We start from the raw sequence: 14,914 nt of genomic DNA, 5'->3' as shown, positions 1-14,914 counted from the left end.
TTGTGGTGCGTCATCGGGACGGCGCGGGATCGACCACCGGCTCGGCCGTCCATTCGCATTTGCGCCGGATGGACCGGCGCATCGAAACGCAACTTCATGAAACCGGGCTTGCTATCCGGCGACACGGCAACATAAGCTTTAACGATACCGGCGCACGTCGCGAACGATTCCGCCCGGGTTCCCTGACGTCCTGCGATGAACATCAAAAGCCGTGCCCGCCCGCACACGGCCCGACCGACCCGCAAGGCCGATGCCGGCCCGCTGCGGTGGATCAACGGACTCGCCGCGGTGCGCGCCTATCGATTGCCGTGGCTGCCGCACGATCTGCTGGCCGGCGTCACGCTCAGTGCCGTGCTCGTCCCCGCCGGCATGGCGTACGCGAACGCAGCCGGCCTGCCCGCCGTCAGCGGCCTTTATGCGTCGTTTGCCGCGATGCTCGCGTATGCGCTGTTCGGGCCGAGCCGCATCCTCGTGCTCGGGCCCGACTCCGCGCTGGTCGCGCTGATCGCCGCAAGCATCGTGCCGCTTGCCCACGGCGATGCCGCGCACGCGCTCGCCCTTGCGGGCGCTCTTGCGATACTCACCGGCGCGATCTGCATCGCGGTCGGGGCGCTCAGGCTCGGATTCGTCACCGAGCTGCTGTCGCTGCCCATCCGGTACGGTTTTCTGAACGGCATCATGCTGACGATCAGCATCGGGCAGCTGCCCAAGCTGCTCGGATTCAAGGGCAAAGGCGAATCGTTCATCGAGCAGGTGCGCGACGTGCTCGATGGCATCGCGGCTTCGAAGATGAACGCCACGTCGTTCGCACTCGGTGTCGCGGCGCTCGTGCTGATACTCGCGTGCAAACGATTCTGCCCGAAGGTGCCCGGCGTGCTGCTCGCCGTGGCAGGCGCGACGGCGGCGGTGATGTGGTTCGACCTGTCGACGCGCGCCGGCGTCGCGACCGTCGGGGCAGTGCCGCAAGGGCTGCCCGTGCCGCGCATACCAAACGTAAGACTCGACGACTGGCTGCATCTCGCAGGGAGCGCGGCGGCGATCGCGCTCGTTTCGTTCACGGATATCAGCGTGCTGTCCCGTACCTACGAATTGCGCAACGACACCAATGTGGACCGGAATCACGAATGCATCGCGCTCGGGCTGTCGAACCTCGCCGCCGGTCTGGTGCAGGGGTTCGCGGTGAGTGCGAGCGGCTCGCGCACGCCGGTCGCGGAAGCGGCAGGCGCGAAGACGCAGGCGACGGGCGTGGTGGCTGCCGCGGTCGTTGCCGCGCTGCTGTTGTTCGCGCCCCGGGCGCTCGCACACACGCCGCAATCCGCGCTGGCTGCCGTCGTGATCGCGGCATGCGTGAACATGATCGAAGTGCGCGGCGTCGTGCGGCTTTACCGGCTGCGCAAGAGCGAGTTCGTGCAGGCAGTGGCGTGTTTCGTCGGCGTCGCAGTCCTCGGGGTCGTGAACGGCATTGCACTGGCGCTGCTGCTCACCGTGCTGTCGTTTCTGTGGCGTGCGTGGCGGCCTTACGCCGCCGTGCTCGGGCGCGTCGACGGCAGGAAGGGCTATCACGACGTGTCGCGCCATCCGGACGCGCGGCGCGTGCCGGGGCTCGTGCTGCTGCGCTGGGATGCGCCGCTTTTTTTCGCGAATGGCGAGATCTTTCGCGAGCGCGTGCTGCGCGCCGTCGACGAGTCGCCCGAGCCGGCACGCTGGATCGTCATCGCGGCGGAGCCCGTGACCGACATCGATCTCACGGCAGCGGGCGTACTCGAACAGCTGCATCACGAACTCGCCGCACGGCAGGTCAAGCTGGTCTTCGCGGAACTGAAAGGTCCCGTCAAGGACAGCCTCAAGCATTACGGCATGTACAGCATGTTCGGCGACAACAACTTCTTCCCGACGATCGGCGAAGCGGTAAGCGGTTATGTGGAAACGCATCGAATCGAGTGGCACGACTGGGAAGACGCCCGCTGACCGGGCGTCGTCCGAGGATCGGCGACACATCGGAGGCAGTATGGAACGAGAACTGAAGCTGCGGGTTTCCGTCAAGGATCTCGACACGTTGCGCCATGCACCGTTGCTGGCGCACGCCAACGGCGCCGCCGCGACCCAACAACTGACGAGCACGTACTTCGATACCGTCGCGCTTGCATTTCACAAGTGCGCGGCGTCGCTGCGCGTCCGTGCGGTCGGCGACGACCGAATCCAGACGTTGAAACTGGAAGGGCCGGCGCAGGCTGGCCTCTTCGACCGGGACGAATTCGAGATGCGCGTCGACGGCGACGTCCCCGATCTGACACTGCTGCGGGACAAGCTCCCCGACGACAGCGACTGCGGCCGGCTGGTGCGCGACGACGCCACGGCACCCGACCTGCATCCCGTGTTCGTCACACGGATCAAGCGGACGGTGCTACCGCTGCGCCTGCCGTCCGGCGATGAAGTCGAGGTTGCGCTCGACAAGGGGACGATCGACGCGAATTCGCATTCGGTCCCGATCGCCGCGGTCGAACTGGAACTGAAACGCGGCCGCCCCGAAAACCTGTACGGGATCGCACTGGAATTGCTCGACATCGCGCCATTGCGCATCGATCACGAGAGCAAGGCCGATCTCGGCTACGGGCTGCTCGTCGCCGAGCACCAGCCGGCCGTCAAGGCCCGACCGCTGCGACTGAAGCAGCACGATTCGATCGAAGACGCGTTCTGCCGGATCGTGCGCAACTGCCTGGACCAGGTCCACGCCAACGAGCGCGGTGTCGAGTCCGGTCATGATCCGTCGAGCGTTCATCAGATGCGCGTCGGGCTTCGTCGCCTGCGTTCGGCGCTCGACCTGTTCGACAAAGCGATTCCGGCGTTTCCCGGCCTTGACGACGAGCTGCGCTGGATCGCCGGCGAACTCGGTGCCGCGCGTGACTGGGAAGTGCTTGCCGGAACGACGCTCGACCATGCGGGCACGGGCGGCAATCCGGACGAGATCCGCCCCGTGCGCAACGCATGCCGGCGCATTGCGATCGCCAATCGCCAGCGCGCGGCTACCGCAGTCCAGTCGGTTCGCTACACGCGGCTCGCGTTGCAGCTCGCGTCATGGTTGAACCGAAAGGGCTGGCGGGACGGAATGCCCGACGAACAGCGCGACGCGATCATGCAGCCGGCGCGCCCTTTTGCTCACGACGTACTGCGTCGCCGGCACCGGAAACTGATCAAGCGTGGCAAACGGCTCGCCGATCTCGACGATCATCGCCGTCACCGCGCCCGCATCGCGGCGAAGAAGGTGCGGTACGCGACCGAATTCTTCGCGTCGCTGTGCCGCAAGCAAGCCGTTCGATCGTATGTCGACGCGCTGACGGCACTTCAGGACGATCTGGGCTGGCGCAACGATGCCGTGGTCGCGGATCGGCTTCTGAAGGCGCTGCCTCGTACGTCGCCCGACGCCGCGCCGGGTGCGGGGTTTGCGCGCGGGTTTCTCGCCGCACGCGCCGCGGCCGATCGCCAGACGCTGAAGAAGCTGTGGAGCCGCTTCAAACGATTGTCGCCGCCACACTGAACCGGCGCGACGGGCGGCTGGCTTTCAAACTGCCTGCCATCAGCGCCGCCGGCCCGTTTGCGCCGCTAGCGCAACCCGCATGAAGGACTCCGCCAGCACCGTCGGCTCGACGGGCAATACGAGCGCACACACCGATTGCGCATCGTCATCCGCAAGCGGCACGAATGCGACACCGTCGAACGCGAGACCCGCCATCCGCTCCGGGACGATCGCCACCCCTCGCCCCGCTGCGACGAGATTCAGCATCGACGTCTTCGGCGAAACGATCCGCGCGGCTGCCGGCACGAATCCGCGTTTCAGGCACAGATCGAGCACGACCCGCGCCAATCCGCCCCGCTCGCGATACACCGCGGACACGAACGGTTCTCCTTTCAAGCGCGCAATCGTCGTCCGCTTCTGCTTCGCGAGCGAATGACCGACCGGCACCGCCGCGCACAACCGCTCCGCGGCCATCTCGACGAAGCGAACGCGCGCATCGCGCCGCAATACCGGCAATCGCACCACGCCGACATCCGCATTGCCGTTCGCAACCTCGAGCACCTGATCCTCGGACGACGCGCGATCGATATCGATCCGCGCGCCCGGACACTCGGTCATGAACCGGTCGAGAACCGGCATCAGGCTGCCGACGGGAATCGTGCTCGAATGCAGCAGCCGCACTATGCCGGCCTCGCCGCGCGCCAACTGCGCGCCCGCTTCGGCCGCCGCGGTCAGCGTCGCCGGAATCGACGCGACGCGATCGCGATATAGCGCGCCGGCCGGCGTGAGCCGGACGCCTCGCGGCTCGCGCTCGAACAACGGAAACCGCAATTCGTCCTCCAGCTGCCCGATCTGCCGGCTGAGCGCCGACTGCGCGACATGCAGCGCGCTCGCCGCCGGCGTGAAGCCGCCAAGATCGGCCACGGTCAGGAAATACTGGATTTGACGAAGGGATGGCATGCCGAAACGAGATGGATGAGCGCCGGATTCGATATTTGCGTTATACCGGAGCACTTCGCAGAATGAAAGCTTCCGGGCCGCCCACTCCCGCCGCGGCCCGATTTCCGGAAACTGCCGATCGCCATGACTTCGCTGACTACCGTTCTGTCCTGCTTCCTCGTCGTCGCCGCCGGCATGAGCGTCGCGCTGCAGCAAGTGCTCAACGCGCACCTGCGCGCGCAGCTCGCGTCCCCGTGGTGGGCCGGCTCGGTCAGCTATTTCGTGGGCCTCGTCGCGATGCTCGCGGTCGCGTTGCTGTCGCCGCAGCCGCGGCTGACGAGTGCCTTCTCCGACGCCGGCGCGTGGTTCAGCTGGACCGGCGGATTCTTCGGCGCGGTGTTCATCGGCGTCGCGATCCTGATGGTGCCGCGGCTCGGCGCGGCGACGACGCTCGCGCTGGTCGTCGTCGGGCAGATGGTCGGGTCGCTGCTGCTCGATCAGTTCGGACTGTTCGGCACGCCGCAGCATCCGGTCAGCGCGATTCGCCTCGCCGGCGCGGCATGCCTGGTCCTCGGGGTCGTGCTGATTCGCGCGTGACCGGGCGGCGATACCGGCGTTCCACTGCTCCCTCTGCCGCCGTCTCGTCAACGAAGCGGATCAGTAGCGGTCCGACACACCGTCGATGCCGTGCTCGCGCAACGCGCGAACGAGCGCCGCACGTACCGTCGCGACATCCGAAAACGCCGGCCGTCGATGCGCAGCGATTTCCGCAGCCGTATAAGGCTTGAAATCGCGCGGCAGCGCTTCACGATTCATCGTCGTGAGCACCCAGTTCAGGACGTCCGCGAGATCCTGGTCCGACAGCGCGGAGTTCGACGCGCCCGGCACGCGCATCACGTATTCGCGCCCGGCCGGCAGATGCGTGAAATAACCGAGCGAGTTCGCGAGCGGCGGCACCTTGCCCGGAATGCCGCCGCCCGTCGCCGTGTGGCAGCCCATGCAGTTGAGCACCCAGTGCTGGCGCGCGCGCGTCGCGTCGGCCGTGCCGTCGGCATGTGCGGTGGCAGGCATCGCGCATGCGGCGGCAGCGGCCAGCATCGCAGCCAGGCGATTCACGATGAACGAACCGGTCTGCGATACGGCCGCACGGCGCACGCCGCGACGCCGAATGCCGGCCGCATTCACAGCCCCAGCCCCTTCGTCACGATCGCCCGTTGCGCGTGAACGGCCGTGCCGTCCATCTCCTTCGCCCGCGCCGCGCGAATGTCGGCCGCCGTGAACGGCTTCGCGTCGCCGTGCGTGTCGTTGAGATCGAACACGACGTAGTTGAGCACGTTCGCGAGGTCGTCATCGCTCGCGTTCGCGAACGACGGCATCTTGAAGTTGTAGCGCTTGCCGTGCACGTCGATCTCGCCGAACATCCCGTGCAACAGCGTCGCGACGAGTTGCGCACGGCCCGCGTCGGCCGTCGCGTACTTGCCCGGGTACTCGGTCAGCGGCGGCGCAAGGCCGTCCTGCCCCTTGCCGCCCGCCTGGTGGCACACCGCGCACTGCGCGTCGAACAGGCGCTTGCCCGCCGGGTAATGTACGGCCTGCTGCGCGCCGGCTACGCCCGGCACCATCAGGAACGCGCCGGCAGTTGCCACGCACGCGGCGACGATCTTTCCAGCTTGCTTCGCTTTCATTGCTTTGCCGCTCCCAGCAGGACCGAAACCGAACAGTGGTAATTCGAGTTACCGTTCGCCATGCACCAGTTGATGTCGTTGTTCAGCGACAGCTTGTACAGCGGCTTCTCGCGCTCGTTGCGGTTGCAGAAGCACTTGCCGCACGACGTCTTGCCGCAGCAGTCGTTGTACGACACGATGTAGTCGGATCCGTCGTGCGGATTGCGGCAGGTGCCGATCCACGTGATCGGCGACGGTGTCGTCCCCGGCGGGCAGCTGCTCGACGTACCGCCGCAGCAGCTGCACAGCCAGCCGTCGATCGCGCAGTATTTCCAGTAGTCGCAACTCAGCGGATCGTCGCTCGCACCCGATGCGGCGGCGCCCGAAGCCGCCGATGCCCCCGCGGCCGCGTCGGCCGCATACGCAGTACGATCGACCGGCAGCAGCGGCAGCAACGCCGATCCCACCAGCACCTTGCCGAGCTTCGCCATCGCGCTGCGGCGCGAACTATGTTGTGCGACGCCGCGCGCCGAGCGTTCGAACCATGAATCAAGCAGGCCCATTCCGTTGTTCTCCGTTGACGTAGAAAGAAGGTCGGCCGATCACGCGTGCTGCGCGTGCTCCCGATGGCCGCCGTGGTCGTGATCGCCGTGCACGAACTGCTGCAGCGATGCGACGCCCCGCTCTTTCGCTTCGAACAGGCTCTCGAGATGCTCGCGCGTATTGACGAGCCCCTTCGCGCGCACGGTGCCGTTCTCGTCGAGCAGCACCGCATACGGCAGCTTGCCGATCTGGTACGCGAGGCCGAGCTCCTGCGACAGCACGTACGGAAAACGCGCGAGGTCGTGCTTCTGCGCGAAGCGCGTGTGTTCGTCGAGATCGCCGTCGCTCGCGAGCACGATGTTCACCGGCGTCGACTCGCTCGCCTGCAGCGACGGCAACAGCGGCAGCAGCTTCTTGCAGACCGGGCACGTCGGCGACAGGAAGAACAGCAGCGTTGCGTTGCCCGCTGCATCGATGCCGCCGACCTTCACTTGCGAACCGCGAATGTCGGTCAGCTCGAACATCGGCGCGATCGCGCCGACCGCCGGGCCCTTGTCGATCATCAGCGCGCCGGCCGGCATGATGCGTTCGTACAGGATGCCGATCTGGCGGACGAGCGCGAGGCAGATCGCGGCGAGCGCGAGCACGGCGATCCACAGCAATGCGGTGGAAACGGTGAGAGCGGTTTGCATCATGAATTCCTCAGGTGGGAAAGGCGCGGTACGTTGGCGAGCAGCACGTCGACGGTGAGCAGCGCGCAGACGATCAGCAGCACGGAAGAGAACAGCGTCAGGTAGTCGAACCACACGACCGTGCGTGTACCCGGCTCGACGAATGCGGTCGCGCTCAGCACGACGAGCAGCAGCACGCGCGCGACATGCAGCCAGCCGATGCCGCGCGGCGCGTCCGCACGCGAAGCGGCAAACCCGGAACAGCCGCAGTCGATGTCGGTGTGTCCGCGCACGATGTTGATCGTCATGCCGGCGGCGAACCCGAGCAGCAACGCGATCAGGCCGAGCGCGCCGGCCATGCGCGTATCGGGAAACAGCAGCGCCGCGGCGCAGATGGCTTCCGCGAGCGGGATCGCGAACGCGGCAGGCGCGGCGAGCGCGTCGGGCAGCAGGCGATAGCCGGCCAGCGCGTCGCGAAATGCGGCAGGCCGGCGCATCTTCGCGAACGCGCCGAGCAACACGACGACGGCGGCGCCTGCCTGCGCGCCGGTAGCGAATACGGGATCGAGCGTCATCGCGGCCTCACGGGTTCACGAGCAGCGATGCCGTGCTGCCGATCTGCTTCTCGACGTGCCGCAGCTTGCCGGTGCGCGCGTCCATCACGACGAGATCGGACGTTCCCGTCAGCCCGTAGAACAGCGGCGTGTCGTCGTCGCTGACCTGGATCGACACGAGCGGATCGACCTTCTGCTGCGCGAGATCCCAGCGCGCGACGCGCTGCTTCGTCTTCAGGTCGTACACCCACACCTGCGTGCCGGGATCCTTGTGCGTACCGTCGCCGCCCTTGTGCATCAGCACGTAATAGCGGTTCTGCTTTGCGTGCACGGCCGTCTGCTGCATGCCGCCCGGGCGCCAGCCTTCGGCGCGCTCCGCATCGGTCAGCAGCGACCACGACGTGCCGAACGCCGGCTTGTCGCCGCTGAAATCGGCGCTGCGCACGTTGCCGTGATACGTCGTGAACAGATAGCCGCCGCGGTAGCGCGATGCGTTGATGAAGGCCGGGTCGTTGTCGACGTCGATGAACGCGTCGGACATCGTGCGCTTCACCTCCTTGCCGTTCGCGTCGAGCGTCACGGTGAGCGCCTTGCCGCTTTCGCACAGCGCGGTGAAGCGGTCGCTCCCCGACGGATACGCGAGCACGCACGCCGCGGTGTCGATCTCCGACAGCACCTGCTTCGATACCGCATCGATCACCGTGACCGACGCGGCCGGCGTGATGTTCGCGACGTACAGCCGCCTGCCGTCCGCACTGAACGCGGTGTTGTACGGCGACGGCACGTGCTGCCCGTGCTTCGCCGGAATCGCGATCTCGCCGGTGTGATCGAGCGTCGCGTTGTCGGTCATCTCGACCACGTCGGTGCGCGTGCCGTGCGAGCCGCGCGAGAAATACGTCGTCGCGACGAAGCTCGTCTTGTGGTCCGGCGAAATCGCGAGGCCCGGCGCGAAGCCGCCGTCGATCTGGCCGAGCAGCTTCTTCGCGTCGGCGTCGTACACGTAGATGCGTCCGTCGGTCATCGTCGGCATCGCGATGTCGACGACGTACACCTCGTGCGGATGCCACGGCGGCATCTTCTGCACGACCAGCTCCTCCGGCTTTTCCGTCGCGTACGCGCTGCCGGCCCACGCCGCCGCGCACGCCAGCGTCGCCGCGCAAGCCGCGGTGCGTCGCCTTGTTCTCATGTCGCCTCCAGTTGGGATTCACGTGATGTGGAGCGACTGTAGTGCGACAAAAAATCCGGCCAGCGCCCGGACCGGCAACGCGTGCGTGCCGATTCGGGATATTGGAAAACCGGCTGAAAGGCAGCGGTTGCGCATGCCATCCGCCCCCTCAAAAACCCTCGGGCGAATAGCGCTCGTCCGTATTGCACCGACCGCGCGGTCGGTTTAATCTTGCGCGGTCCGAACGATCGCCGGAGGCGCCGTGCTCGTGTTTCACCAGATGTTCGACGATGCAGACCGGCATGCCGAGGCGCTGCGCGGCTGGGATCAGCGTTACGACCAGATCGGCTGCGGCTCGTATCGCAGCGCGGTGAAGCACGTCGAGCTCGACGGCGTCCAGCTGTTCCAGGAAGCGGCGAACGTGCGCATCATCCAGCGCGGACGTCTGCCGCCCGGCCATACGGTGTTCGGGATGCCGCTCGCCGGCGCCGGCACGTTTGCGTTCGGCGATGCGCGCATCGAGCGCGGCACGATCGTGATGGCGCGCGGCGGCTCACCTTTCGAACTCCATTCGCCGGACGACATGTCGTTGATCGGCGTGGTCGTCGATCACGCGCTGATGCAGCAGATCGAGGATGCCGCCGATGTGCGGTTCGACGAACGCACGCTGCGGCGCGGCGTCGTCGACGTGCCGGCCGCCGCGTGCGAACGCGCGAGCGTGCAGCTCGCGACGCTGCTCGAGCGCGTGTTGTCGGCACCCGACAGGTTCGACACGGCACGCGCGCAGGCGGAACTGCGCGGCGAAGTCGGCACCGTGCTCGTCGAGCTGCTCACGTACCGGATGCCGGAGCCGCCGAACCGGCTCACGCATGCGTGCCATGCCGACATCGTGCGGCGCGTGCACGACTACGTGATCGAGCATCCGGAGGCGCCCGTCGACATCCTGAGCCTGTGCACGCAACTGCGCGTGAGCCGGCGCACGATGCAGAACAGCTTCCAGTCGGTCGTGCAGACCGGCCCGCTGAACTACACGCGCTCGCTGCGCCTCGCGCAGGTGCGGCGCCTGCTGCTCGACACACGGCAGTCGGACCTGCCGATCAGCGAAGCGGCCGCGCGCTGGGGCTTCATCCATCTCGGGCATTTCGCGAACGCGTACAAGGCCCAGTTCGGCGAACTGCCGTCGACGACCGCGCGCCGCACGGTGCGCACCGCAAAAACGCGCTGAGCGCCGGCAAAACCCGCGATAATCCCGTGTCGAACGTTCGGCTCGCGGGAGCCGCGCCGGCGCCCGCGGGGTCGGCCCGCTCGCCGCGCCGCGCGCTGCGCGACGATCACCCGATTTCACCCCACGCTCCGATGACCGAGGATTTCCATTTCCTGCTGCTGCCCGGCTTCTCCGCGCTCGGCTTCATGTCCGCGGTCGAGCCGTTGCGCGTCGCGAACCGGTTCCGCACCGAGCTGTACCGCTGGCACGTGATCAGCGCGGACGGTGCACCCGTCGCCGCGAGCAACGGCATCCCGGTCGCGGCCGAAGCCGCATACGCGGACGTCGAGCAGGTCGAGACGGTGTTCGTCGTCGCGGGCTTCGATCCGCTCGTGTGCTACGACCGCCCGCTCGCCGACTGGCTGCGCCGCCAGAACCGGCATGGCGCGACGCTCGGCGGCATCGACACCGGCAGCTTCGTGCTCGCGGAAGCCGGCCTGTTCGACGCGTCGCAAACGCTCACGCTGCACTGGGAAGCACTGGCCGCGTTCCGCGAACGCTACCCGGGCCTGAACGCGACGCAGGAACTGTTCGAGATCGACGACCGGCGCATCACGTGCGCGGGCGGCACCGCGTCGATCGACATGATGCTCGACCTGATCGGCCGCCGGCACGGCGCCGATCTCGCGGCGGCGATCTCCGAGCAGTTCGTCGTGAGCCGCATCCGGCAGCGCTCGGACAGCCAGCGGCTCGAGATCGCCGCGCGCTATCGCGTGCACAACCGCAAGCTGATCCAGGTGATCGACACGATGCAGCGGCACATGGAGACGCCGCTCGGCTCGGACGCGCTCGCGCAGGAGGTGTCGATCACGCGCCGCCAGCTCGAACGGCTGTTCAGCGCGACGTTGAACGACACGCCGACGCACTTCTACCTGAACCTGCGGCTCGACCGCGCGCGCGAACTGCTGCAGCAGACCGACATGAGCATCACGTCGGTGTGCGTCGCGTGCGGCTTCGAATCGCCGTCGCATTTCTCGCGCACGTATCGCGCGCGTTTCGGCGTGAGCCCGCGCAGCGACCGGCGCGCGACGCGCTGAACGGCGGCGCGCGCACCGCAGCATCCGGCCGGCACGCGAACCGCGCGCCGGAGTTCGACAAGCTGGCCTTCGTACGCGGCCGATCTCGACGACGGTCAGCACGGCGCCAAGCGCCGAGCGGCGTCGGCACTCTCGAACGGCACCGGCTGGGCGCGTGCGTCACGCACGCCCGTTCGAACGCGCTTCCCGTTCCGGATAGAATCGTCGCTCGATCATTTCCGCCTCACGGTGCCTCGCCATGACCGACTTCTCCCGCTCCGCCGCAGAGCTCTCCCCCGTGCGCGTCACGACCGCGTTCGACCTGCCCGGCCACATGACCGTGCGCTCGCTCGGCGTCGCGCAAGGCATCGTCGTGCGGTCGCGCTCGATCGTCGGCTCGTTCGGCGCGTCGCTGCAAACCATCTTCGGCGGCAACATCACGCTGTATACGTCGCTGTGCGAGAAGGCACGCCAGCAGGCGTTCGACAAGATGCTCGCCGATGCACGCAAGCTCGGCGCGAATGCGATCGTCGCGATGCGCTACGACTCGACCGAGATCGGCTCGGGTGTCACGGAAGTCATCTGCTACGGCACGGCCGTGCAGGTCGCACCGAACGCCGGCGCCTGACCGTCACCCGTCGAACGCTAGCCGCCCCTCACACGCGGGCTTGTCCGGAATTCGATCGAAACAGGAAAGCGATTTGAAATTCATCGTGCCGGGTGACGCTGCTTGTCGGCCCTGCACCGGCCACTGACGTCGACTCAGCGATCACGCTCGAGCGACGTCATGTTTCGCAACGTCGGGAACAAGCGCATCCACGTCAGCGCGACGGCGATCGTCGCCGCACCGCCGACGACGATCGCGGCCGGCGCCCCCCACCATGCGGCCGTCACGCCCGATTCGAATTCGCCGAGCTGGTTCGACGTGCCGATGAACAGCGAGTTGACCGCGCTCACGCGGCCGAGCATGTCGTCGGGCGTGCGCAACTGCACGAGCGACAGGCGCACGACGACGCTCACGACGTCCGAAGCGCCCAACGCCGCGAGCGCGACGAGCGACAGCACGAAATTCCTCGACAACCCGAACACGATCGTCGCGATACCGAATGCGATCACGCCGCCGAACATCGCGCGGCCCGGCCGCCCCTTCAGCGGAAAACGCGTGAGCCACAGCGTGCCCGCGAGCGCGCCGACCGCGGGCGCCGCGCGTAACGCACCGAGGCCCCAGGGCCCGACCTGCAGGATGTCGCGCGCATAGATCGGCAGCAGCGCGGTCGCGCCGCCGAACAACACGGCGAACAGGTCGAGCGACAGCGCACCGAGGATCGCCGGCTCGCGCCGGATGAACGCGATGCCCGAAAACACCGAACGCAACGTGACGGGTTCGCGCGCGGGCGGCGCGCTGCGCAGCGGAATCGTGCCGCTCAGCAGCGCCGCGACCGCGAACGCGACGACGCTCGTGCCGAACGCGACGGGCGCGCCGATGCCGTACAGCACGCCGCCGAACGCGGGGCCGAGTATCTGCGCAGCCTGGTTCGCGGACGTCGACAGCGCGGTGGCGCGCGGCAGGTCGCTGCGCGGCACGACGGCCGGCAGCAGCGACGACACCGACGGCGATTCGAATGCGCGCGCGGTGCCGACGATCGCCGCCAATGCATACACAGCCGGTGCCGTGAGCCCGCCTTTCGCCGCGCCGAACAGGAACACGCCGGCGGCGAGCGCCTCGATGCTCTGGCAGATCGTCGCGATGCGGCGACGGTCGTAGCGATCGGCCACCTGTCCGACGACGAGCGTCAGCGCGAACATCGGCACGAACTGCGCGAGCCCGACGAGCCCGAGCGCGAACGCGCTGTGCGTGAGCGCATAGACGTACCAGCCGATCGCGACCGACAGGATCTGGAATGCGAGCGACGACATCACGCGCGTGCCCCAGAAGCGCTGGAACGGTGCGTGGCGGAACAGGTTGACGGGTAACGGCGACGGCGAAGCGGATTCGGGTAACGGGGCGGTCATCGGAAAGACGTCATCGGACGGAGGCTGGCGATCGGCGGTAGGCGATGCGGCCAAAGCGCGATGATAGCTTCAACTGCCGGAACGCTGCCGACAGCCCCGTGCCCGTGTGCGGCGGCACGGCCGGCGCGATCGGTACGCGCGACACGGCGCCGCCGCCGCGCAAAAAAAAAGCGCGAACCGCGGTTCGCGCCAAAGAGAGACCTCGCTGAAGACGTCGAAAGATCTACCCCACTCAGAAAGAATGCCGCATCCCGATCCGCACGTCGGCCTGCGTCTGCGTCGTCGACGGCGTGAAGCTGTAGCCGATCACCGCATCGACGCCCTGCGACGCGCGCAGGTAGTCGCCGGAGATGTACACGTCGGTGCGCTTCGACAGCAGGTAGTGCAGGCCGGCCGTGCCCTGGTTCCAGTGATGGCCTTCGAAGCGCGTGTGCTGGTAGCCCGCGATCAGGCTCAGCGCCGGCGTGAACTGGTACAGGCCGCCGCCTTCGTACACCTGCATGTGCGACGACTGGCCGAAGCCCTTGATCGTCGTGTACGAGTAGTTCGCGTCGAGCGTCAGCTTGCCGATCGTGTAGCTGGTGCCGATGCCGAACGTGCCCTGGCTGTCGACGTCCATCGCCGTGTTCGAGAACAGGTCGGTGCGCGCACCGGTCGCCGGATCGACGGTCACGGTCTGCTGGCCGAGGAACGTATGCGTGCCGATCATCGCGTACGGATCGAACGCATAGATGCCGTTCGGGTTGTTCAGGCGCGTGTACGCGGCGCCGATCGAGAAGTCGCCCTTCGTGAAGCTCGCGCCCGCGCTCCATGCGCTGTTGCGGTGGAAGTTGCCGGCCACGTTGCCGAACGAGTACATCGCGCCGAACTTGAAGCCGCTCAGGTCGTTCGACAGGAACTTCACCGAGTTCGGCAGACGGTCGCCGTTGAAGCGGTCGAAGTCGCCCTGGTGGATCGCGTAGCCGCTGCCCCATGCCGAGATGTTGTAGATCGACACGAGTTCGTTGGTGATGTCCAGCTGGTTACCGAACGACAGCGTACCCCAGTCGTTCTGCAGACCGACATAAGCCTGGCGCCCGAATTCCGCGCCGCCGAAGCCGAGTTGCCCGTTGCCGAGGTGGAAACCGCTCTCGAGCGTGAACACCGCCTTCAGGCCGCCGCCGAGGTCTTCCGTGCCCTTCAGGCCGAAGCGGTTGCCGTACGCGATGCCGTCGTCGAACTTGACCACGTGCGAGCCGCCCGTGTTGTTCACGTACGTGATGCCAGCGTCGATGATGCCGTACAGCGTCACGCTGCTCTGCGCGTGGCCGATGGCGGGAATACAGGCCGCGCATGCGAGCGCGGCAGCTACGGCGACTTTCTTTTGCTTCATTGTCGACTACCCCCTGAACCGTTCGATGGAAAGAACCGTGGCTCGGCGCGTGCCGCAATACGCCGGCTGATTCGAATTCGGTACGTCCGCTGGCTTCGGCATTTCGTTTTCCGCAATAACGCAGCCATTGGCGAAAAATACAAACCCATATTTCGGGTCACCCGTCTGAAGGCGACACCAAATGGTCTCGATGCGACTG

15 protein-coding genes are annotated in these 14,914 nt (G+C 67.2%); 6 read left to right on the top strand and 9 right to left on the bottom strand.

Features of this window, described 5'->3' with window-relative positions:
- The first annotated feature begins 195 nt into the window (after positions 1-195).
- Positions 196-1,968 carry a SulP family inorganic anion transporter gene (locus tag Q3A80_RS14220; protein WP_446329608.1) on the top strand — a complete coding sequence of 591 codons (1,773 nt, stop codon included), beginning with the start codon at positions 196-198 and terminating at the stop codon, positions 1,966-1,968.
- 40 nt (positions 1,969-2,008) lie between these two features.
- Entirely contained in the window at positions 2,009-3,535 is a 1,527-nt protein-coding gene (locus Q3A80_RS14215; RefSeq protein WP_446329607.1) for a CYTH and CHAD domain-containing protein, read from the top strand.
- A 39-nt stretch (positions 3,536-3,574) separates the two neighbouring features.
- Here Q3A80_RS14215 and Q3A80_RS14210 read toward each other — a convergent pair whose 3' ends face one another.
- Positions 3,575-4,474, bottom strand: a complete 900-nt coding sequence (locus tag Q3A80_RS14210) for a LysR family transcriptional regulator (RefSeq protein WP_446329606.1) — start codon at positions 4,472-4,474, stop codon at positions 3,575-3,577.
- Between the two features lie 132 nt (positions 4,475-4,606).
- Between Q3A80_RS14210 and Q3A80_RS14205 the strand changes: the two genes are divergently transcribed.
- Entirely contained in the window at positions 4,607-5,050 is a 444-nt protein-coding gene (locus tag Q3A80_RS14205; protein ID WP_446329721.1) for a DMT family transporter, read from the top strand.
- 60 nt (positions 5,051-5,110) lie between these two features.
- Here the strand turns inward: Q3A80_RS14205 and Q3A80_RS14200 are convergent, their stop codons facing one another.
- From Q3A80_RS14200 to Q3A80_RS14175, 6 genes are all read right to left on the bottom strand, one after another.
- Positions 5,111-5,551, bottom strand: a complete 441-nt coding sequence (locus tag Q3A80_RS14200; protein WP_446329720.1) for a c-type cytochrome — start codon at positions 5,549-5,551, stop codon at positions 5,111-5,113.
- 83 nt (positions 5,552-5,634) lie between these two features.
- The gene (locus Q3A80_RS14195) at positions 5,635-6,138 is read right to left on the bottom strand and encodes a c-type cytochrome (RefSeq protein WP_446329605.1); all 504 of its coding nucleotides are present in this window, start codon (positions 6,136-6,138) and stop codon (positions 5,635-5,637) included.
- On the bottom strand, positions 6,135-6,680 hold the full coding sequence (locus Q3A80_RS14190) for a methylamine dehydrogenase light chain (RefSeq protein WP_446329604.1): 546 nt from the start codon (positions 6,678-6,680) through the stop codon (positions 6,135-6,137). Before Q3A80_RS14190 ends, Q3A80_RS14195 begins: the two co-directional genes overlap by 4 nt.
- Positions 6,681-6,719: 39 nt before the next feature.
- Positions 6,720-7,355 (bottom strand): methylamine dehydrogenase accessory protein MauD, encoded by a 636-nt coding sequence (gene mauD / locus Q3A80_RS14185; RefSeq protein ID WP_446329603.1) that lies wholly within the window; start codon positions 7,353-7,355, stop codon positions 6,720-6,722.
- Positions 7,352-7,906 carry a MauE/DoxX family redox-associated membrane protein gene (locus Q3A80_RS14180; RefSeq protein WP_446329602.1) on the bottom strand — a complete coding sequence of 185 codons (555 nt, stop codon included), beginning with the start codon at positions 7,904-7,906 and terminating at the stop codon, positions 7,352-7,354. Before Q3A80_RS14180 ends, mauD begins: the two co-directional genes overlap by 4 nt.
- 7 nt (positions 7,907-7,913) lie before the next feature.
- On the bottom strand, positions 7,914-9,071 hold the full coding sequence (locus Q3A80_RS14175) for an amine dehydrogenase large subunit (RefSeq protein ID WP_446329601.1): 1,158 nt from the start codon (positions 9,069-9,071) through the stop codon (positions 7,914-7,916).
- 241 nt (positions 9,072-9,312) lie between these two features.
- Here Q3A80_RS14175 and Q3A80_RS14170 point away from each other — a divergent pair, with 241 nt between their 5' ends.
- The 3 genes from Q3A80_RS14170 (at position 9,313) to Q3A80_RS14160 (ending at position 11,958) form a co-directional block, all read left to right on the top strand.
- The gene (locus Q3A80_RS14170) at positions 9,313-10,275 is read left to right on the top strand and encodes a helix-turn-helix domain-containing protein (protein ID WP_446329600.1); all 963 of its coding nucleotides are present in this window, start codon (positions 9,313-9,315) and stop codon (positions 10,273-10,275) included.
- A gap of 131 nt (positions 10,276-10,406) precedes the next feature.
- On the top strand, positions 10,407-11,351 hold the full coding sequence (locus Q3A80_RS14165; RefSeq protein WP_446329599.1) for a GlxA family transcriptional regulator: 945 nt from the start codon (positions 10,407-10,409) through the stop codon (positions 11,349-11,351).
- 238 nt (positions 11,352-11,589) lie between these two features.
- Positions 11,590-11,958, top strand: coding sequence for a YbjQ family protein (locus Q3A80_RS14160; RefSeq protein ID WP_446329598.1), 369 nt, complete (start codon positions 11,590-11,592; stop codon positions 11,956-11,958).
- Between the two features lie 134 nt (positions 11,959-12,092).
- Here Q3A80_RS14160 and Q3A80_RS14155 read toward each other — a convergent pair whose 3' ends face one another.
- Both Q3A80_RS14155 and Q3A80_RS14150 read right to left on the bottom strand, forming a co-directional pair.
- Positions 12,093-13,343, bottom strand: a complete 1,251-nt coding sequence (locus Q3A80_RS14155) for an MFS transporter (RefSeq protein ID WP_446329597.1) — start codon at positions 13,341-13,343, stop codon at positions 12,093-12,095.
- Between the two features lie 232 nt (positions 13,344-13,575).
- Complete coding sequence (locus Q3A80_RS14150) at positions 13,576-14,715, bottom strand: porin (RefSeq protein WP_446329596.1); 1,140 nt, start codon at positions 14,713-14,715, stop codon at positions 13,576-13,578.
- Between the last annotated feature and the right edge of the window lie 199 nt (positions 14,716-14,914).

Source organism: Burkholderia sp. SR8 (assembly GCF_052851275.1).
Note: the sequence above shows the minus strand (reverse complement) of the source record. Positions and strands in the feature narration are given on the sequence as shown.